Annotated in this window: 11 protein-coding genes and 1 pseudogene; 3 read left to right on the top strand and 9 right to left on the bottom strand. The window is 66.4% G+C overall.

All coding sequences use genetic code 11. The features are described 5' to 3' along the window. Positions 1-109 precede the first annotated feature (109 nt). Positions 110-3940, bottom strand: coding sequence for a M36 family metallopeptidase (locus LVJ94_19175; protein ID WXB09341.1), 3831 nt, complete (start codon positions 3938-3940; stop codon positions 110-112). A gap of 392 nt (positions 3941-4332) precedes the next feature. On the opposite strand from LVJ94_19175, the gene LVJ94_19170 reads away from it, so the two are divergent. Then, on the top strand, positions 4333-6090 hold the full coding sequence (locus tag LVJ94_19170; GenBank protein WXB09340.1) for a serine/threonine protein kinase: 1758 nt from the start codon (positions 4333-4335) through the stop codon (positions 6088-6090). A gap of 18 nt (positions 6091-6108) precedes the next feature. Here the strand turns inward: LVJ94_19170 and LVJ94_19165 are convergent, their stop codons facing one another. Further along, the gene (locus LVJ94_19165; protein ID WXB09339.1) at positions 6109-7809 is read right to left on the bottom strand and encodes a L,D-transpeptidase; all 1701 of its coding nucleotides are present in this window, start codon (positions 7807-7809) and stop codon (positions 6109-6111) included. Between the two features lie 108 nt (positions 7810-7917). Between LVJ94_19165 and LVJ94_19160 the strand changes: the two genes are divergently transcribed. Beyond that, the gene (locus LVJ94_19160; protein ID WXB09338.1) at positions 7918-8358 is read left to right on the top strand and encodes a response regulator; all 441 of its coding nucleotides are present in this window, start codon (positions 7918-7920) and stop codon (positions 8356-8358) included. Here the strand turns inward: LVJ94_19160 and LVJ94_19155 are convergent. The 6 genes and pseudogenes from LVJ94_19155 to malQ form a co-directional block, all read right to left on the bottom strand. Next, positions 8355-8657 (bottom strand): hypothetical protein, encoded by a 303-nt coding sequence (locus LVJ94_19155; protein ID WXB09337.1) that lies wholly within the window; start codon positions 8655-8657, stop codon positions 8355-8357. The genes LVJ94_19160 and LVJ94_19155 overlap by 4 nt on opposite strands. 12 nt (positions 8658-8669) lie before the next feature. Next, on the bottom strand, positions 8670-11255 hold the full coding sequence (locus LVJ94_19150; protein ID WXB09336.1) for a tetratricopeptide repeat protein: 2586 nt from the start codon (positions 11253-11255) through the stop codon (positions 8670-8672). 20 nt (positions 11256-11275) lie between these two features. Then, positions 11276-12712 carry a VWA domain-containing protein gene (locus LVJ94_19145; protein WXB09335.1) on the bottom strand — a complete coding sequence of 479 codons (1437 nt, stop codon included), beginning with the start codon at positions 12710-12712 and terminating at the stop codon, positions 11276-11278. A 225-nt stretch (positions 12713-12937) separates the two neighbouring features. Continuing rightward, the gene (locus tag LVJ94_19140) at positions 12938-14431 is read right to left on the bottom strand and encodes a hypothetical protein (protein ID WXB10735.1); all 1494 of its coding nucleotides are present in this window, start codon (positions 14429-14431) and stop codon (positions 12938-12940) included. Positions 14432-14593: 162 nt separating this feature from the next. Then, positions 14594-16273, bottom strand: a pseudogene (gene treS / locus LVJ94_19135) (maltose alpha-D-glucosyltransferase). Positions 16274-16340: 67 nt separating this feature from the next. Continuing rightward, positions 16341-17888, bottom strand: coding sequence for a 4-alpha-glucanotransferase (gene malQ, locus LVJ94_19130; protein ID WXB09334.1), 1548 nt, complete (start codon positions 17886-17888; stop codon positions 16341-16343). A 180-nt stretch (positions 17889-18068) separates the two neighbouring features. Here malQ and LVJ94_19125 point away from each other — a divergent pair, with 180 nt between their 5' ends. After that, positions 18069-20144, top strand: coding sequence for a hypothetical protein (locus LVJ94_19125; protein ID WXB09333.1), 2076 nt, complete (start codon positions 18069-18071; stop codon positions 20142-20144). Positions 20145-20150: 6 nt separating this feature from the next. On the opposite strand, the gene LVJ94_19120 is transcribed toward LVJ94_19125, so the two are convergent. After that, complete coding sequence (locus LVJ94_19120; GenBank protein ID WXB09332.1) at positions 20151-21302, bottom strand: hypothetical protein; 1152 nt, start codon at positions 21300-21302, stop codon at positions 20151-20153. Positions 21303-21365 lie beyond the last annotated feature (63 nt).

The following is a 21365-nucleotide window of genomic DNA, read 5'->3' as shown; positions in this document are numbered from 1 at the left end:
AGCAATGCTCCCGCTGCCGTTACTAAGCCTGCTCGCGTCAGATAGGACCGCATGTTTCGTTTTTCTCCGCTCTGTCTCTTATTGGGGTCTCGAAGCGTTCAATCCGTCATCACACCGCGCCCGTACGCCGACGGCGGCGCACGAGCATGAGCAAACCTGCGAAGAATCCTCCACCGATCGCCCCGCCGGTACTGCCCGTGCCCACCGCGCCAATCGCGCTAACCGCGCACGATGAATCGTCGTTCGTGTGGCGCGGCGGGGTTCCGTTCCCCGCATCGCCGCCCGACCCGCTGTCCACTGTGCCGGCATCCGACGTTCCGCTGTCGGCGTCCGTTCCGCTGTCGGCCGTCGTGCCCGAGTCTCCGGTGCCCGAATCACCGCCGGTGCCGCCTTCGGCCCCCGCATCACCGCCGCCGAGATGGCAATCCGTGCCATCGTCGACGACCGTCGCGAATGGCTTGTTCGTAATGCCGCCGAACGCAATATCGTCGATATCCCATCCCGGCGCGCCGACGCCCGGATCGGTCACCGTGCGGAATCGCACTTTGACCGTCTTGCCCGCAAACGCCGATCCCAGATTGAGCGACACCGGCACGTAACTCGGATACCCGGCCGACTCGGCAACCCAGGCTTTCTGCCCCACCAGCGGATTGCCCGTGGTCAACACGCCCCCATAACCGGGCTCGGCGAGCGCCGAAATATCTTTCCACGTCACGCCGCCGTCGTCCGAAAGCTCCAGCACACCGCCGTCGTAATACACGGGCGGCGTCGTTCCGGACTGCGCTGCATATTCGAACGAGTAACGGTGTTTGAAATCGATCTTGAATTCACCGCTGGCCGCGACGACCAAATCCGGTGAAACGAGCCGCTCGTCCGTGGTGGTGCCGATATCCTGCCCGTGCCACGCGTGCTCCGTCGCCGTTCCGCCGCGTGCCCACCCGTGCAGGTCGCCGGCGGCGGTCCACGCCACCTTCTCGCTTTCCACGTCGTCCGTGGCCGACGTGTTGGGCGCGTCGTCGTAATTGTAGCGCGTCTCGAAAAGCGTATCTTTGGTCTTCACGAACGACGCATCGTTGGCCACCGTCACGGTGATGGGCAGCGTCCCGCGCGCCGGCGCATTCGCGCCCACCCGCACCGTGAACTTCACCGTCGCCGTCTGGAGCAGCGGCGAAATCGATGGCACCGTGTCCGAATCGCGCTCGAACGTGATGTTCGGATCGGACGACTTCAGCGACACGCGCGTGTCCGCCAGCGTGAGCCACCCGATGTTCTTCAAGGTCACGGTGAACGTGCCCTTTTCGCCGGCATCGAGGTGCCCGTCCTGGTCGCACGACTCCGTCTCCTCGAGCTTCGTCGTTTGCAGGGCCACGTTCCCCACGAAGCTGAAGTCCTCGGTCATCTCGTCCAGCGACTCCGACGACGTGGGAGGCGACGCCGCACCCGCCCCGAGGCCGCGCTTCTGAAAGCCCTTCGCAATGGCCTCGAAATCGGCCTGGTTTCCGGTGCTCAGCACCGCGGCGAGGATCGCATCGCGCTGCTCGGTAAACGTCGGCTCCACCGGCGCACCGCGCATGCCTGCCACCAGGTACGTGGCAAAGCGGCGCTTCTTCTCCGCGAAGGTTCCTTCGTTCTTCAACACGTTCACGTAGGCCTCGAAGAGCGTCTCCGCCCAAATCTCGCCCACGTTGTGCACCTCGCTGGGATCGACGGAGGCCACCGCCAGCGGCGCCGTCGTCGGCAACACGGCGCTGCGGCGCACGTGCTGGAACGTGAACGGATTCACCTTCGTGCTCGTCGAATAGGGCGCGCGGCGGATGCCGTAATAGACCGAGCCTTCGGGCGCGATGCCCGCGCTCGCATACTGCGCGGCCGGCCACACCGTGTCGTTCAGGTCATCGTTCTCACGCACCGTCATGAAGAGCGCGTTGAAGTCGCCCCACCCTTCGCTCATGCCGCCGCACGACTGCGAGCCGCAATTGACCAAGCGATGGTGGATGTAGTGCCCCCACTCGTGCGCCACCACGGAGTTGTCGATGGTGCCATCGTGCTTCGGCGCCTCCGCAGCGCGTGACATCACCGACGCGGTCACCGCGCCGGCCGTAAGCTTCGCCTTCAGCGCGTCGCCATTGCGCTTGCTCACGGTGAGGATCGGCAGGTCTTTTAGCTCGTTCTTGACGTCGTCGGCCACCACACCGCCAAGCCCCGGCGCGCCCACGGCGTTGTTCACGAAGATGACGCCAATGGCTCCGCCCTTCTTCGCGTTCTGCATCTTCAGCGGGATGGTGCACGCCGCCGGACCACCGCGGTCGATGACCGCAATCTTGCCCGAAACGTTGACCGGCTGCGCGCACGCGAGGGTCGGCGTGGCCGAGCCATCGCTCGACAGCACGATCTCCTTGCCCGCCGGCACGTCGAACGTCTGCGCCGCATACGTCGTGACCGCGCCCCACCCGTCGTCGAACGTCACCGCGGGATTCGTTTCCAGTTTGCGCTTCATCGCCGGCGCCCACACGAACATCTGCATGCGCGGCGAGCGTCCATCGGACGGCGTCGACATGTTGGCGTTGTTCGCTTGCCCGAACAGCGCGCCGTCCTGCGCCTCGGCGCGGATGGGATCGTTCGCCACACCACCGCGCCCGAAGTTGTCGCTCTGCGCGACGCCGGCGGTCTCGTCGAAGCCCGAGTCGTACCAGTAATCGTGCAGCCAGTTGTTCACGTAGAAGAGCTGCGTGACGGCCGCCCGGATCTGCCCCTCGTTCACCTCGGGCTCGGCGTTGACGTCGTACACGTCGCCGAACACGTTGCCCGTGGCCGTTCCCTGCACGTCCACACCCGGGTCGAATCCGTCGCCGATGCTCGTGCCGGCGTCGCCCGTCTTGTGCTGGTCGTTGCGATCGCTGTACGCGTGCACGTTGTTGCCCTTGGTGACCGTTGCCCCTGCCGGCAGCCAAGGATCGCCGTGCTTGTTGAAGCCATCGATCTCGACGTCGACCGGCGTGGCGAACGCCGGCTCCACATTGCTGGGCACCGGCGCGCCCTTGTAGGGCACGGAGCGCACGTACGGACCATCCGCCGGTGTATGGCTCCCGGTGGCGTCAGCCCAAACCTTGTACTTGAACTTCTCGTTGGCCGTGATCGATGCCTTGTAGAGAAGCTTTCCGCCGACGGCGCTGACGACGTACTCGTAGCCGTCATCCTCCGCGGAGCCGGCCGCGCGACCAATGAACTCGACGTGGTACGCCGGGACGAGCGCGTTCGCATCGGGGAAGAGCACGCGCTTCGCCGTCACGTCGAGCAGCCGCGGAGCATCCGCCGCCGTCGTCACCGCGTAGCTGCTGGCCCCGAGATCCCGCACCGCGCTCGAAGAAAGCGAGCGCCCGAAGTGCGCCGCGTACACGTTGGCCAATGCCGACTCGGCCGTCGTCGGGAACGCGACCGCCTTCGTGCCCGCCGCACCCGGATGCAGGCTCGATGTCAGCGACACCAGATTTTTCCCGGCATCGAGGAGCACACTCGCCCGAGCACGAAAGACGGGCACCCCATCGACCTGCTGCGTGTACTGCACCAAGCTCGCACCACCCGGGAGCTCCTGGGTGGCTGTGAGCACGGCGTCACGCACAGCGGCGTCGCTCAATCCGAGCAGCGCACCGTGACGGTAAAGATGCACCCGGGATGCGACCGCCGAGCCCACGCCCGCACCGAGTGTGGGCCCCGCCGTCTCCCCCATCACGAAGCGCGCCCGCCCCTGCGCATCGCGGGTCACCACATGACCAAGCGGCGCATTCGCCAACGCCGCGCGTGCGGCATCTTCATCACCGAGATTCCCCGCCGGGCCAGGAATAGACCCCGAGGACGATGTGTCTTTCGCGCACATCGGAAACGCAAAGAGCATCGCGCCCGTCGCAGCCAGTGCACCAATTCGGGTCAAGTAGGAACGCATCGTCAAACCCCTCCAAAGTAGTCGCGTGTAGGAACGCCAAAAGCGCGCACACGTACGCTCGCGCGGCGCACTCGTAGACCGAGCGGCCGCCGATTCTCATTTCGGGTGTCTCGCGAGGGCTTCGTCCGGAGCACCCGGACGGGCCGCCCTAATGCGGATGTGGGCGCAAGCCGCATTGGGCCCATACTGAACCGTAGGGCTCGTAGCACATGTGACGTCCGCCGTTAAGCCTTCATGTTCACGCCGGTAAAAAATGATGGCGTCATGCAGGACCAGACCGCCCGGCCTGCATCGTTAGGAAAGGGGAGCGGCTTGGGGTCGTGCGAAAGAAGTGGTCTAATGGGCGTCCCAGTCGCCACACGGCGACCGGAAGAGCGAATCGGACGCAAGAGATGCAAGGCCCGGACTTCGAGGATCCCTTTGATTTGGTTGGGGATGTGCTCGACGGTCAGTTTCGTGTGGATCGCTTCGCCGGCGAGGGCGACTTCACGGTGGTCTACAAGGGACACCATCTGGGGGTCGACGCTCCGGTTGCCATCAAGTGCCTGAACGTCCCGCCCACCCTCGACCTCGCGCTCTTGGAACCGTTCCTGGAGAGCTTTCGTGACGGGGCACGGCTGCATTACCGACTTGCGCTGGGCAACTTGCATATTGCTCGGAGTATCGCCTTCGGTACGACCATGGCACCGCGCACGGGCCAATCGGTCCCGTACCTGGTGCGGGAGTGGCTGGAAGGGTGTTCCCTCGCCACCGACTTCGAGGAGCGCGCCAAGGAAGGGCTGCGTCCGCGGTCGTTGCGCGAGGTCATCGCCTTGCTCGATTCGGCCGCGGAGGCGCTCTCGTATGCGCACCTCCAGGGCGTCGTCCATCATTCGATCAACCCGCGAAACCTGTTCGTGGTGCCGACGGTCGAAGGGCGCATCGTCAAGGTGCTCGACTTCGGCGTGGCCAAGCTGCTCAACGAGCACTCCGTCTCGTCGGTTTCGTCGATGGGCACGAATGGTCTGCGGGTCATGTTTCCGAGCTATTCGGCCCCCGAGCAGCTCGATCGCCATTTCGGCACGCCGGGTGCGGCCACCGACGTCTACGCCATGGCGCTGGTGATCTACGAGGCGCTCTCCGGCTCACCGGTGGTGCCGCACAACATGCCCGTGGCCGACGTGCTGCACTCGTTCCAGCCGGGTTTTCGGCCGACGGCGAAAAACCTCGATGTGCCCATCTCGAGCCACGTCGAGGCCGTGCTCACGCGTGCCCTCGCGCTGGAGCCGGCGGTGCGCCACGGCAACGTGGGCGAGTTCTGGCGCGACCTGCGCGGCGCCGCCCGCGAGGACTCCAGCGTCAAGATCCGTCCGCGTACCGCCTCGTTGAGTGGGCTGACCAGCGGGCGGGCGGCGAGCCACGCGGGCAAGGTTACCCGGCCGCCGCAGTCGTCGCGCCGGAGCGGGCCAGCGTCCGTGCGCACGCCCTCGCGGCTGGACGACACGGATCCCGCGCTCTCGCGGGCGCCCCAGTCGACGCCCTCGGGCATGTCGACCGCGCTGAAGCAGGCCCCCCTGCCCGAGCGCCGCCTCTGGCTCCTGCCCGCGATTGCAGGCGCCGCCCTCGCCGCCTCCGCGCTTCTCTGGGGCGCGGTGCTCTTCTGGCGGGCAAATCCGTCCCCGTACGGCCGACCACGCGCCACCGTGGCCGCGCTGCCCTCCGCCGCCTCCGCGACCTCCGCAGCTCCTTCCGCCGAGCCGACGGCGCCAACCCCAGTCCCAGTCCCCTCGCCCGTGGTGAGCGCGGCGCCCGTCATCGAGCCCACGGTGGACGCGAGCGCGGTCGCGACGAGCTCCGACGCGGGTGCGGCACCGGCCACGCGCCCCGCGCGCAAACGCGAAAGCTTCTCGCGCGAAGAAGCCACCCGCACCTTCGACGGCATCGCGGCGGATCTTCCGACGTGCGCCATCCCCGGAGGCCCGCGCGGCCCCGGGAGCATCCGCGCCCGCTTCGACACGGATGGCACCATCCTGCACGTCACCCTGAGCCCCCCGTACGCCGGCACCGCCGTGGGCAACTGCATCGCGCAGCGCTTTCAGAACGTCACGGTCACGCCCTTCACCTCCCCCTCGGTGGCGTTCAACTACGTCTTCAACACGATCCAGCCATAAAGTAGGACCGTCGGCTCGCTACTCGTGAATGACGACCGTCGTCCCCTCGCGGTCGCCCGACGAGAAGACGCCATGCCACCCCGTCGGCAACTGCGGCTCGACCCAATGGAACAGCGTGCGCGCGTCCACCGGCGCGAGGTTGATGCAGCCGTGGCTATGCTGATGCCCGAATTGCCCGTGCCAGAAGGCGCCGTGCAGCGCATAGCTCCCCTGGTAATACATGACCCACGGCACGTCCTCGATCGAGTACGGGCCCACGCCGGCAACGTCGCCGTCCATCGTCGCGGTCACGTGCTTTTCGCGGATGCGGAAGCTCCCTGCGGGGGTCGCGTAGTCGTGCTCCTTGTCGTACGCATTGTGCCGTCCCGACGAGACGTACGTTGCAAACACCGGCACGTCGCCTTCCAGCGCCACCAAGGTCTGGTTCGTCAGGTTCACGTCGATCCACTTCTCGTTCGGTCCGACCTCGGCCGGCCGCGGTGACGGCTTCACCTCGGTCACGTCGGCGCCGCGAACCCAGGAGCCCTCCGTCGTCTCGCGGAAGGTCACCCCGCCGTTCACGAACGTCGCGCCGGTGAGGCCGACCGCACGCCGCCGCGAAAGCGCCTCACCCCAGGTCACCTTCTTTTTCTCCATGTCGATGACGTACTTGTGCGCGCCGTCGAACCGAACGAACCCCACGCTGTACTTCGACCCCTCGGAGCCCGCATCCGCGCCCACGCCCGGCTGCGCGGCCTGCGCGGGAGCCCCCGCCCCTGCATCCGGCGCCCCACCCGGTTCGGGCGTCGAACCGAACCACGTCCCATGAAAGTCGGTCATGGGGGCCTGCAGCATGATGCGATCGAACGGCACCGCGAGCCCGCCGGTGGTCCTCCACCAATGCGCATTCGCAGCTTTGAAGTCTTTGTCCAGCGCCAGGTAGAACCCGCGCACCATCCGCCGCACGAGCACACCGCGACCGCGCAGCTCACCGAGCGCCACCTGCGGCTTTCCGCCGTCGGTCTCCTTCATGAACCACGGCGTGGCCGTCGCCGACGCGGCGGCCGATGCTCGCTTGTTGCGCGACGGCGGCGGGGGCGGCGGCGGTGCCGCCTCGTCCGATTCCTCCGAGGCCGCCGCTTCGCCGTTCGAGCCGCTCGACTCGTCGGCCGCAGGTGCCGCAGGCGCGGGCACGAGCCATGGTTCGTACTTCTTGCGATCTTCCAGCGAAAGAACGCGCCGGTAAAGCGGCGTTCCATTGGTCAGGTTGTAGCCATACCGGTACGGAAGGCCCGAGCTCAAATCGGGGCCGTTCGGGGCAAGCCTCACGCGCGGGTTCTTCAAGTCGAGCGTTGCCGCACGCCCGCACACGTAGCCGCCCTGAACGAGCTCGTACCAGCCTTCGCTGCAGCCCTCGTTCATGACCGGCGGCAGGGTGAACACCGGCACCTTCGCCCCGTGCCGCAGGTACCCAACGCGCACACTCGGCTTCTCGCCGCGTGGTGCGCCCGCATCCGACTCGGGCCATGCCGGTGCGCTCAGCACCGACGTGACCATGTTCATGGCGCCGATGCGTGGACCGTCGTACGCGCCCGCGGCCCACGCCGTGCGCGCTCCCTCGCGGATCTTCTCGCGCTGCTCGGCCGAGAGGCCGGCGTCCACCACGGCGGGCGCGGACTCCACACTCGCCTCCGCGCTCGTCTCCACCGCGGACGGTGCAGACTTTTGCGCGCATGCCACCAGCAAACCTGCAAAGGCGACAGAGGTTGCCGCAGCAACTCCAACGGAAAATCGTACGCTCGCCCGTCTCGGTGGCCTCTTCGCCATGCTGGGGCGGATGCATAGCAAATGGCGCGCAGAAACCAAGGGCGCTGGGCTCGCATCGGATTTTGGATGGTGGGAACGCCGATCGATCTCGGAAGAGGTCGCCTCATCCTTCACGTCGACGACGACCGTGACACGAACATGCTCTACGCGAGCTTTTTGCGTCGCGCAGGCTTTCGCGTCGCCGATGCACGCACCGGTGTGCAAGGAGTCGAGAGGGCCCTCGAGCTTTCGCCGGCCCTCATCTTGATGGACCTGGTGATGCCGATCACCGACGGCTTCGAAGCGACACGTCGTCTCAAACACCACCGCCGAACGCTCCACATTCCGATTCTCATCCTGACGGCACATGCCTATCAGGGCCCGATTCGGATGGCCGAGCAAGCGGGCGCGAACGGCTTTCTCCTCAAGCCGGTGGTCCGCGAGACGCTCATCGACAAGATCGACGAGCTGCTCGCCGCCTAACCGCCGCCCTCGCGCCCATCGCTCGCGTCGTGCGCGTCGGCCCCTGCGTCGTCGCCGCCGCTACCGACGGCGTCGAACGGCGCATCGCGCGTGGTCGCATCCGCCGCGCCGACGACGCCGCCGGTGCCCGGATCGTCGGGGTCGTCGTACTGCGTGTCGCTGCGAGGCGCCTTCAGTGCATCGTCGCTGCAGCCGGCCATGCTCGCACCGGCGCCCGCGCCCGCTCCCACGAGAAGAAGTGGAATCCAGGCGAGAAGCGCCCGTGCGGCGGTCTTCGAGCGGTACACGCGGCGTTGCACGCGTCGAGTTTACTACGGAGTCTCGGCTCCGGACACCCGTTCGCGGACACGGTTCGGATACATCGACGGTGAGAAGCGCTTGGCGATCTCCGCGTAACGTTCCGCGGCGGCCGTCTTGTCGCCCGACTCCCAGAGAACGTCCGCGAGCCCGAGGAGCGCCGGATAGAACGACTGATTCTCCGCGAGGGCCCGCCGGTACGCGAGGATGGCCTCCTGCTTTTCGCCCATGGCGCGCGCCACGTCCCCGAGGCCGGTTTGCGCTTCGAAGTTGTGCGGCTCCTTTTCGGCAACCTGACGAAACAGCGTACGCGCCCGCGCCAAGTCCCCCGCACGCTGTGCGTTGACGGCCTTGTCGTAGGCCGACTTGCCCTCCAGCTTGACCGGGGTCGCCCCCGGATCACCCGCCGCCTCCGCGGTGGCCTCCGCCGGCTTGTCCGACTTCTCGGTCTTTTCGGTCTTCTCGGGAGCTTTCTCGGTCTTCTCGGTTTTCTCGACCTTGTTGTCCGCCTTGGACGGGCCCAACTCGATCACCTTCGCGGGGGTCACCGCGGGCGCCTCCGTGCGTCGATCGAACGCGCTCGTTCCCACCGACGGCGGCTCCGCAGGTCGATCGTTCACGGCCATGGGCGTCGGTGCGATCGGCGCCGGCGCGACGGGCGTCGGTTCCACGGGCGCGGGTGCCGCCGTGGCCGAGGCCACCACCGGCGGCGGCGCCGCGGGCTTCGTCTCTTGCGCGGCACTCGCCGAAGCCTTCGGCGCGACCTCCACCGCGGCGGTGCGCGAAGGCGGCGGCTCGCGCCCGACCACGATGAGCACACCGACCCCGAAGCCTGCAGCTGCAATCAGCGGGAACCACCACCGCGGAAAGCGGCGCTCCTGCTCGTGCATAAGCGGCATGCTCGCGGAGCTCGACGAATCGCGATCGTCCAGCGACGGTACCGAATAGCGCGGCGCCTCGTCGGACGGAACCTGCGAGCGCATCGCCTCCGAAAGATCCGGACCATCACTGAGCGATCGCGAACGCACCGGAAGGCTCGGCGGCGGCATCGGGAGCGCGTTCAAGTCGAGCTCCGATTCCGCCACGACATTGCGGTAGTCCCCGAAATTGCCACTCGGCTCCGGGTAGCTCCCTTGGTCGGGGTAGGCGCCCGGTTCTTCTTGCCAGCCGCCGCCACCTCCCCCTTGCTCCTGCCAGCCTTGCGGGCGGAAGCCTCCCTGATCGCGCTGGAAGCCGCCCTGCCCTTCGTAGGCATAGCCAGGCGGCAATGGCGGCGGCGCCGGCATGGGCGGCGGCGCCCAACCTTGCGCCACCCGTGCGGCATGCACCGCGTGGGGTGGCGTTTGGCCCGCGGGGTACGCGTCGAGCAGCGCCCTCTCGCTGCCCTTCATGAACGGATTCCCCGGTTCGTTCAGCGGCACCTGCGGCATCGGCTGGATCGGTTGAACGGGTTGATAAGGCTGCAGCTGCTGCACGGGCATCTGTTGCACCGGCGGCATCTGCTGCGGCGTCTGCCGTGGCAGCGCGGGAATGTTCGCCACGCTCGCCCAGCCATCGTCCACGTTTTGCGCCTCTTGCTCCGACGCCACGTCCATCGCCGGCTGCGGCGACGCGGCGCGCGGGGGCATGGGAAACGGGACGAACTTCGAGGTCGACTGCAGCATCGCCGCCCAGATGGCATCGACCGAGTCGAGGCTCGGCTCGCCCGACGGCGACGGTGTTGCGCGCGGGCGCATGGGCGCCTCGGGAACGGGCGGCAGCGGCTCCAAGCGCCCAACCGGCATGGGGTCGACCCGCGCCGGCAGCGCGGCCGGTGTCCTTCCCGGATGAATGCCCGGGGAGGTTCGGTTCTTGGACAGCGGGTAGAGCCCCGGGCACGTCGGCGACGCCGACGCAAAACGCGGGCGCCGCGGATCGTCGAGCACGGGCGGCGCAACCACACGCGGGAGCGGCGTCCCGCTCGTCAGGGCCGGAGGCGGCGCCGAAGGCGCGACCAACCCGGGTTTCGTCCCCGAGGGTCCCCGCCCGCCGCGCGGCCAATCGGGATGGAGATCGTTCGCGGCCATCGGCGCAGGCAGCCGCGGATTGGCCGGCGGTGCAAAAACCCCCGCTGGCGTCGTCCGCCGCAGCCGCACACGCCCCCGCGGGCCCGAAGACGGAACCGGCGTATTCCGCAGAAGCGCCGCCCCGCTCGGCGCGTCCCCGCTGGCCGCCACCGACTTGGCCCTCATCTCATGCGCGGCCTGACCGGCGGGAGAAAAGCCCCCCACGTTCGTCGTCCGCACCCCGGCCGCCGCCATCACATGCTGCGGGAGCGGAATCCCGGCCAGCGTGTTTTGGTACGGAGAGGGCGTCCCCCTTCCCGCGACGCCCATTCCGCCGCCCATCTTGACGCCCGCGCGTCCGGCGACCACGTGCCTTTGCGCGGCGGCGAACGCCTGGCTCGGCTCGAGATCGCACGTGGACACGCGCATGTGCTCCTGGTCGTCCTCGGCCTGCTCGTTGCCCATGAGGGCCTCTTGCAGCTCGCTCAACGAGCGAAAGACGAGTTCATCCCCAGTCGGCGTGACGATCACCCAGCGGCTCTTGCGTTCTCCCATGTTCGATGCATTGCGAGAGTTCACTTCACGACGATGTCCTTGCAGCCCTGCAGAATGTCGATCGCTGCTCCCGTATCGGTCTTGATCGCGTCGCAGGTTGCCGGGCACAGTTTCACCTTGCTGGGCGTGGCCCCGCTGTTCGGATCGACGTCGTAGAACCAACCGGGCGCGGTCGCGCACGCGGCCTCGTTGGCGACGTTGGGCACGATTTGTTCGGCACCGGAGCCGGACGTCGACTTCACGTTCACCTTGGTGTAGTCGGCCACGCCTGCCTCCGGTGTCGGCAAGACGAATTCGCACGGAAGCGAATTGCCGCGAATCGTACTCAGCGCTTGGAGCAGCGCCTGAGAGGCATTCGACTGATCGGTATTGATGATGAATGCCGTTTCCGACCCGCCCGCTTTGGCAATCAGGTCGAGGTTCGGTTTCGCCTGCGCTTCCTCGACTTGAGCGAACACGCCAATGACGTACGTCTTGATCCCCGCCTCGAGCGACGCCGCAGCAATGGCAGAGATGTTGGTCACGTTTTGGTCGCACCGCGTCGGTAGACCGTCGGTCACGAAGACCGAGACGATTTTGTGTTCCGGATGCGCATCGTGCTGCGCCTTGGCCATGTTTTCCAGGCCTTGGAGCGCCGCCGACGTGGGCGTGTATCCATTCGGGAAACGCCCGCTCAGCGATTGCTGAACCGCGGCCGCGGCACCAGGCAATTCCGCGAAATCGATCGCGGGCTTGGTGTAGTCGGGAACGTTGCAGCTATCTTCCGTGCGGTAGCAATAGCTTGCGACCATGGGATCGCAGGCGCCGTAATCGTATGTGGACGTCTTGCAATCCGCGTCGGTCCGACACTTGAATTCGCCTTCTTCGTGGCATTGTCCGAGCGGAACGCTGCAGGTGACCCCTTGCGGGCAATCGGCATCGCTCGAGCAATAGTCGCCCTTGGCATCGCTGCAGGCTTTGAGGACGCAAGGTCCCGCCGCTCCGCATTGCGCACTATCGGTACATCGATTGGGCGCCTCGTTCAGAAAGAGCGGGAAATATTGGAGCCCGATGCTCATCCCCACCGACTTGGCGTCGCCGACGAATGCGCCGAGCGCCCTTTTCGCCGCATCCCATTTGAATTCGCCCGCCTGCGTGCGAAGCCACATGGATCCCGACGAGTCGAGCATGACGGCCATGCTGAGCGGAACGGGTTTGGCGCGTTGCGAATCGGCAGCACATGCGGTGAAGCCGGAGTCGTATCCTTGGCTCGCATCGCTCCCGCCGTTCCAACCTCCGCCTGGGTTGATCCCTCCGCCTCCGCCACCTCCGCCGCCGCTATCCACGGCACCCGGCCCTTGCCCGCCCGGACCGTTGCCCGAAGAGTCATCGCTCGATGACCCGCACGACGCAACGATGCCGCCTACCGCGAGCATGGCGACGATCGCGATTTTCCCCTTCTCCGCGCTCTCTGCCATCTTATTCCCCCGCCCCGGAAGGACGCGTTGCTTCGCGCCGCTCCGCTGGGCCCCTATGTGGCCTCTTCGCCGGGCCGACCTCGCCCCCTGTCAACAACCGCGTAGTGACGCGTAACGAATGGGTGGCTCGAAGAGCGAGTGCACCCACTCCTCCGTCCGATGCTGCGTCCCCAATGTAGGACGCAGCAGGAAACGGAATACGTTATCGCGGGGTGATTGGAGACCCTAGGAGACGGCGACGCCGAGCAACTGCGCGAGCTCGTGAAGCACGATATCCAGGCGCCTCTCGGGTCTCTTCAGTTCCGCGTCGAATTCATGGAGCGCTTTGCTCAGCATGAAAACATCCAGTAGGAGCGCGACCTCCGCAATATCGGCGCGCAAGAACGACGATGCCGCCGTGTGCTCGAGATACGCGCGCATGAACGAGGCGGAGACCCACGTGTACCATTGAATCGCCCACGGAAAGACCGTCGCGCGATCGGCTTCACGCACGACACTGGTGTCATGCAATGTGGTGAATGCGGCGTGGTGGAACGAGTGAACCATACTGGCGACGTCGCGCAGAGGTGTGCGCTTGCGGCGTCGTTCGGACAGCGCGCGCGTGCGGTCGCCCTCGAAATCGACGATGACCACGTCCTTGCCCGTGTTGAGCACTTGCGCGAGGTGGTAGTCGCCGTGGCACCGGATGCGCATGCTGGTGAGCTTGCGCGAGAGCACCGGCTCGAAGCGCTTTAGCAAATCGCCTTCGCGCGCCAGAATCGCGGCGGCGGTCTGCGCTTGGTAGGGCGTGAAGTTGGAGAGTTCCGCCCGCATCGTGCGCAGAACCGTGCCCGAGAGGTTGCGCAAGCTCTGGTAAACCGAGCGCCGATCGAAGGAGGAAAACGGCTCCGGTGCAAACGCGGGATCCTCGGGCGCCGACGCGAGCGCGAGATGCAACTCCGCCGTGCGTTTGCCGAGATGGGCGCCGACGTCTTTGTACGCGCCAATGAGCTCACCGACGTCCTGCGGCATGCTCTCGAATGCAATCTCCAGCAGCGGGCGCGTGGGCGCCTGCAGGGTGTCGATATCGCGTCCCACGGTGAGCGCTCGCTCGTAGAAGCGGCGCAGCTCCTCACGCGCGTGCGACCACATCGTGCCTTCGTGCTGCACGAAATATTGCAGCACGGCCAAGGTGGTGCGATCGCTCCGGCCGGTGCGGTACTCGACATCGCCGGCAACGCGCGGCACGAGCTCGTTCGTGTGCGCGCCGAGGAAGCGTCCCACCTCGATCTCGGGGCTCACCCCCTCCTCGAGGCGGCGGAAGAACTTGAGCACGAAGCGATCGTCGAAGCGCCAAGTGGCATTCACGCTGTCGACGCTCACCGGACGCGGCTCGCCGGCGTCGCTCCCCTGCTCGGAGAACGACGTGACCAGCTCGCCGAGCCGTCCGCGCTTTCTCTCGCCGCGAACGATGGCCTCCGCGAGCGCCTGCGCCGGAATGGGCAACTCCAGGGCATCGACCAAGAGCGTGCGCGAATTCTCCGTTGCCGACGCGCGCAAGGTCGCGACGATCGCATTGTGCGGCACCCGCGTCGCATCGCCGGTGAGCACCTCGGTCCACACCGAAAGCGGCACGACGTACGTCTCCGGATCGCCCTCGGCGTACTCGAGTTTGACGAAGACGATGCCCACGCGCCCGCCCTGCAGCACGACGCGTTCGGTGATGCGGCACGACGACATGACGCGACCGCGCCCCTCGTACCAGCGCCGCGTTTCGAGGAAGCCGAGAAGCACTTCCTCCAGCGCCTCGGTCTCGCGCTCGAACATCTCCTCGAGCGTGACGCTCTCGAGCTGCGGGATCTCGTAGAGCGACATGCGCACTTCGTGCACGTCCGTCTTGGCGCGCTCGAGCGAGAACCAATAGAAGGCGTAGCCTCCGAGGCTCAGCATGTACGGACCATCGCCCACCACGGGGAACTTGGTGCGCCCGAAAAGCTCCACCGGCACCATGCCGCGGTAGCGCGACAGGTCCAATTCCACGTACTGCACGAAGCGCGACAGGTTGGCCACCACCAAGATGGTCTCGTCCCCGTACTCGCGGAAGAAGGCGAGCACACGCGGGTTCGAGGGGCTCAAAAAGTCGATGGTGCCGCGCCCGAACGCGGCGAAACGCTTTCGCAGCGCAATGATGCGCTTCGTCCACCAGAGCAGCGAATTCGGGTTGTTCTGCTGGTTTTCGACGTTGAGCGATTCGTAATGGTAATCCGGATCGATGATAATCGGCAAAATGAGCTTCTGCGGATTGGCCCGCGAGAAGCCCGCATTGCGATCCATGCTCCATTGCATGGGCGTGCGAACGCCGTTGCGATCGCCCAGGTACACGTTGTCGCCCATGCCCATTTCGTCGCCGTAATAGAGGACGGGCGTCCCCGGCATGGAAAAGAGGAGCCCATTGAGCAGCTCCATCTTGCGGCGATCGTTGCCGACGAGCGGAGCGAGCCTGCGGCGAATGCCCAGGTTGATGCGCATGGCTGCATCGTGCGCATAGGCGCGATACATGTAATCGCGCTCTTCGTCGGTGACCATTTCCAGGGTCAGCTCGTCGTGGTTGCGCAAAAACATGGCCCACTGGCACGTGGGGTGCAGCTGCGGCGTCTGCGCGAGAATGTCGATGATGGGGAATCGATCCTCCATGTGAATCGACATGAACAGTCGCGGCATGATCGGAAAGTGGAAGTTCATATGGCACTCGTCGCCATCGCCGAAGTACAACGCGGCGTCTTCGGGCCACTGGTTGGCCTCGGCGAGGATCATGCGCGCGGAGAACTTCGAATCGATGTGACGGCGCAGCTTCTTCAGGAATGCGTGCGTCTGCGGGAGGTTTTCGCAGTTGGTGCCCTCGTCCTCGAACAGATACGGCACCGCATCGAGCCGCACGCCATCGACGCCCATGCCCAGCCAGAAATCGACGACTTCGAAGAGCGCCTCCTGGACGGCGGGGTTTTCGAAGTTGAGGTCCGGCTGGTGCGCGAAAAAGCGGTGCCAAAAATACGCTTTGGCCACCGGATCCCACGTCCAGTTCGACGGCTCGAAGTCTTTGAAGATGATGCGCGCATCCGTGTACCGATGCGGCGTCTCGCTCCACACGTAGAAATCGCGCTCCGGCGAGCCCGGGGGCGCGCGGCGCGCGCGCTGGAACCATGGGTGCTGGTCCGAGGTGTGGTTGAGAACCAGCTCGGTGATGATCTTCAGATCGCGGCGGTGCGCTTCCTGAACGAAGTGCTGGAAGTCCGCCATGGTGCCCACGTCGGGGTGCACATCCATGTAGTCGGCAATGTCGTATCCGTCGTCGCGCCCCGGCGACGGGCAGAGCGGAAGAAGCCAGAGACAGGTGACACCCAGGTCCTGGAGGTAATCCAGCTTCTCCGTGAGGCCGGCGAGGTCACCAATGCCGTCGCCGTTGCTGTCGTAAAACGACCGCGTGCGCACCTCGTAGATGACGGCGTCCTTGTACCAAAGCTGATCGGATGGATCGGCGGCGCCCGCCTCTTCTGGACGATGGGTGCCGTTTTTCGGCTTGATCTTCGCGCTCATGCGCTCGACTCCCGAGCCGAAATGGCTCGTGTGAATTTTGGACTAAAATACAGAATTACGGACTGCGCCCATACGTACGCGTGATGCTGCCCAATCGGTCGGCGAGCTCGTGTGTGAGGTCGGACTTGCGGAATCGCCATTCCCAATTGCCCGTTGCAAGGCCTGGGCGATTCATTCGCGCCTCGGAGCCGAGGCCAAGCAGGTCCTGCATGGTCACGATGGCGGTGTTGGGCACGGACGCCTGGATCGTGCGGATCATGTCCCAGTGAATATTTTTTCCATCGGAGACGCCGAGATAAGCGAGCGCGGCGCGCCGCTCCTTCTCCGTGTCCTCCGACGTGCGAGTGCTCTGGCTGCCCCCTTCTTCCTGGAACCAGCCCACCGTCGTGTCGTTGTCGTGCGTACCGGTGTACACGACGGCGCGGCGCGGGTACGCATGCGGAAGGAACGTGGACGCCTGCGGATCGGTCCCAAAGGCGAATTGCAGAAGGCGGATGCCCGGAAGGTCGAAGCGCTGGCGCAGGGCGGTGACCGCCGGCGTGACGCAGCCCAGATCTTCGGCGATGAGCGGCAAGGTGCCGTGCACACCGAGGCCCTTCTTCACGTGCTCGAAGAAGCGAGCGCCCGGTCCCTTCATCCAACGGCCGCGCACGGCGGTAGGCTCGTGCGCCGGGATTTCCCAATAGCGCTGAAAGCCGATGAAGTGATCGAGCCGCACGGCATCGAAGCGCGCCAAAGTGGTGCGGAATCGCTCGGTCCACCAGGCGTACACGCCGCGCCGGCGCGAATGCCACAGGTACAGAGGATTGCCCCATCGCTGCCCCGTCGCACTGAAGTAGTCCGGTGGAACGCCCGAGATGACCTTGGGCATACCGCCCTCGTCCAAGGCGAACAGATCGCGCCGTTGCCAAACATCCGCACTGTCGTGCGAAACGAAGATGGGCAAATCGCCAATCAGGCCGATGCCGCGCTCGTGCGCGTAAGCCCGAAGCTGATCCCACTCTTCGTTGAATTGATATTGCAAAAATCGATGAAACTCGACGTCCTCGTCGAGCTCGCGCCGCACGCCCTCGAGGGCGGCCGGATCGCGCAAGCGCACGCCCTCCGGCCATACGGCCCATGCCGTTTCACGATGGGCGGACTTGATGGCCGCATACAACGCAAAGTCGTCGAGCCAATGCCGCTCACGCGCGCAGAACGCGTCGTAGCTTCGCCGCCCCGCCCCGCTCAGACCCGCGCGAAACGCCGCGAACGCCGCGCGCAAATGCTCCATGCGGAAGCGTGCGGCGCGCGCGTAATCGACGCGCTCGTGGGGAAGGTCCGTGGGGCCGGCCAAGGCACTGCGCGAGAGGAGGCCTTCCTCGGCGAGCCGATCGAGGCAGATGAGCAGCGGATTTCCGGCGAAGGCCGACAGCGCGCTGTACGGCGAGTTGCCATACCCCACCGGGCCGATGGGCAACATCTGCCACCATCGCTGCTGGGCCGCGGCGAGGAAGTCGATGAAGTGCCGCGCTGCGGCACCCAGATCTCCCACGCCGTACGGGCCCGGGAGGCTCGTCGGGTGCAAAAGAACGCCGCTCGCACGCTGGCTTAGTCTTGGCACGTTTCCGTGATTGGGCTGATTCGCCTGGTCAGGCTGGCCGGGTTGGCCGACGTGATTTTCGTCCAAGTTGGTTGTTCCTGCTAGGTGCTCCAACGAGCATGCCGAGTCAATAAGGAATCCCAAAATGATGCTTGTCGCCTGCGGACGGCGGCGGCAATGTCGCCGCGCATGAAGCGTCGGTTGAATTTGTCACGTTCCCCTCTCTCCGTATCCGGCCTCGCCATGCTGGCCATGTTCGCATCCGCCTGCGGCGGTGGCGAAGAAACGGGCGCCACGCCCCCGCCGGCCGCACCAGCACCGCCTGCGCCCGTGGCGACCGCGCCAGCAGCGCCCCCGAAGGCGACCATCGACTACGGCGCGCTCGAGCGCGACGAGGTCAATCGGCGTGCGCTGCACCACAACCTGCCGCTCTACTGGGTGGCGGACAAGAACGACAACAAGAGCGTCGATCCCGACGAAGTGGTCTCGCTCCTATTTTATAGCGGCAACGGCACCCGAAACGCGCCGCGCTGGGTCGAGAATGGCAAGTTCACACCGGCGTTCGAGGCTGCGTTCTCGAAGCTCCTTCAAGGCGAGCCCGCACCCAAGGCTGACCTTTCCGCGGCGGAGGGAGAGCGCCGCAAGCTCATCGCGCAAGATCTGGATCAGGGCTTCCCCACCTTGGTGCGCAGCGACCTCACGGCCCTTTCGGCCGACGAGAAGAACTTCGTGCGGCACGTCTTCGCCGCCGCCGATCTCGTCGACACGCTGTACCTGACGCAGAAGGGCGTGCTCGGCTTGGAGAAGAACTTGCCCGCGGACGATCCGGCGAGCGCCGCGCTCTTCTTCCGCAACCGCGGCCCCAAGTGCGCAGCGCCCAAGACGGAGAAGAACCCCGCGTGCAACGCGATTCCGGGCACGACCAAGGTTCCCGTGGACGTGTACCCGCGTCCGTTGCAGACCCAGGCCAAGTTCTGCGAGACGCTGGAGAAGGCACCCAACGCGAAGAAGCTGCTCGAGCCGTTCAGCGCGGTGCGTGAGATCGGTGGAAAGCTCGAACCCGTGCCGTACGGGCAGGCCTACAAAGAGCTCACCTCGGCCATTGCCAACGAGCTTCGCGCCGCCGCCGGTGCGCTCACGGATGCGAAGGAGTCGGCGCTCAAGGCGTACGTCACCGCCGCCGCACAGGCCTTCACCGACGACAACTGGCTGCCGGCGGACGAGGCATGGTCCAAGATGAATGCGCAAAATTCGAAGTTTTACCTGCGCATCGGCCCGGACGAGACGTACTGGGAGCCGTGCGCGCACAAGGCGGGCTTCCACGTGGCCTTCGCGCTCATCAACCGCGACTCGTTGATCTGGCAGGAGAAGCTCACGCCGGTGCAGCAAGAGATGGAGCAGAACCTCGCCACGCGCATCGGTGCACCGTACAAGGCGCGCAAGGTCACCTTCCACCTGCCGGACTTCATCGACATCATCATCAACACGGGCGACGACCGGCAGCCCATCGGCGGCACCGCCGGCCAAAGCTTGCCCAACTGGGGCCCGGTGGCGAACGAAGGCCGAGGCCGCACGATGGTGATGAGCAACCTGTTCGCGGATCCGGACAGCTTGCGCTTCCGGCGCCGGGCCTCCGAGTCGCTCCTCACCAAGTCGACGATGGGTTTGTACGACGACGATCCCAAGGCGAGCCTGCTCTCGGTCATTTTGCACGAGGCGACGCACAACCTCGGGCCGCACGCCGATTACGTCTACCAGGGAAAGACGGGACCGCAGGCCTTCGGTGGCAGCATCGCCGCCATGATGGAGGAGCTCAAGGCGCAAACGGGCGCGCTCTACTTCACGGACTTCTTGAAGAAGAAGAACATCATCTCCGCGGAGGTGGCGATGCGCTCGTACGTGAGCACCCTCGGTTGGACCTTCGGCCAGATCTCGCGCGGTATGTACACGTCGACGGGGGAGCGCAAGCCGTACAGCCAGCTGGCGGCCATTCAGCTCGGCATCCTCATGGACGAGGGCGCCGTCACCTTCGATCCGAATGCCCCCGCGGCCAACGGCAAAGACCAGGGCGCCTTCACCGTGCACCCGGAAAAGATGGTGGCGGCGGTCGAGAAGATGGCGAAGACGGTGGGCGCCATCAAAGCCGCCGGGAACAAGGACGCGGCGCTGGCGCTGACGAAGAAGTACGTCGATGGGAAGCTCGTTCCCATCGAGCTGATCATCACCCGCGTGCTGCGCGAGCCCAAGGCGGCCTTGGTGTACGCGGTGGACCTGTAGTCCGAGCTACTTCGGCGGAGCCTCTCCCAGGAGAGGCTTCAGGAAGCCGAGTGCATACGCACCGTAAGCGGCGGCGACGAGAACGAGGAGAAGCACGACCCACTTGAGAGCGCCGCCGCCGCCCTCTTTGGGCTGGCGCAGGTTGCTCAAGAAGGCGGGCTGGTTCTCCACCTCGCGCGGCACCACCATGGCACGGGGGCTCGCCGGATCCGAAAGCGGCGGCACGTCCGGGCGGGACGCGGGGTACGCATCGAAAGGAATCGTCGCCGGGCGCGGCTTGGCCACGTCCGTCGCCGGCGCGACCGCCGCCGCCGCCGATGTAGGGAGCGGGAGCGGGAGCGGCTCGGCAAGCTGCTGCGCGGCCTTCGGCGGGGCGGTGCGCGGCGGATGCATGAGGGGCTTGGTCGGCTCCTCGCCGTCCTCTGTGTAGACGTCTTTCGGGGGCTGCCCCACGTCGAACTTGGGCGTCGAGTGCGGGAACACCGCGTCGACCTCCACCGATTCCTCGGCGGACACGTTGGACGTCGACTTGGCCACCGCCGCGCTCGTGGCGCTCGCCGCCGCGAGGTTCGCGGCCTGGCGTGCGTCGATGGGGAACGCATCGGGGAAGGTTGGAACCTTGTTCATCCGCGCGGCGGCGGCGGCGACTTCTTCCGCCGAAACGGGGGCGGTCATCTCCGGGTTCACGCGAACCAGAGGCTTCTCCGAGAACGCTTGCGGCGCGATGACGGCGGCCGCCGGCGTGGGGAACGCCTCACGCGGCACACCGAAGCTCGGCAAGGCTGCGGTCGCAGCCACCGGCAACGGCGACGGCTCGGCATCCGGAATGGTGACCGTGGCCGCAGCGAGCGGCTCGATGGCCTCGGGCACCGGCTCGATGGGGAACGCACGCGGCGAGACCGGCGCCGAGACCGGCGAGGCAATCGGCGTGCGGCGCGACGACGAGGCGGGGACGCTCGGAACGATCGCGGGCGCGGGGCGGGGCGGCAGGGTACTCGCACTGATACCTGACGAGGCCCGCTGGGGCGCAAGCTCCACCACCGGCGCACGTCTCCGCGTCGTGACCTGTCCCGATTCATGCGCACGCGGGAGCGATGCGCGCTGCTGTACGCGCTCGAGCAATGCCTCGAGCTTTGCCACTTTTTCCGCCCGACCCATAGGGCCCCAAGGTACGGGCCATACGACAACGCTGTCAAACGTCGTGAGCGGAATTACCGGGGC

The organism is Sorangiineae bacterium MSr11367, assembly GCA_037157805.1.
GTDB classification, from domain to species: Bacteria; Myxococcota_A; Polyangia; order Polyangiales; family Polyangiaceae; genus Pendulispora; species Pendulispora rubella.
Note: the sequence above shows the minus strand (reverse complement) of the source record. Positions and strands in the feature narration are given on the sequence as shown.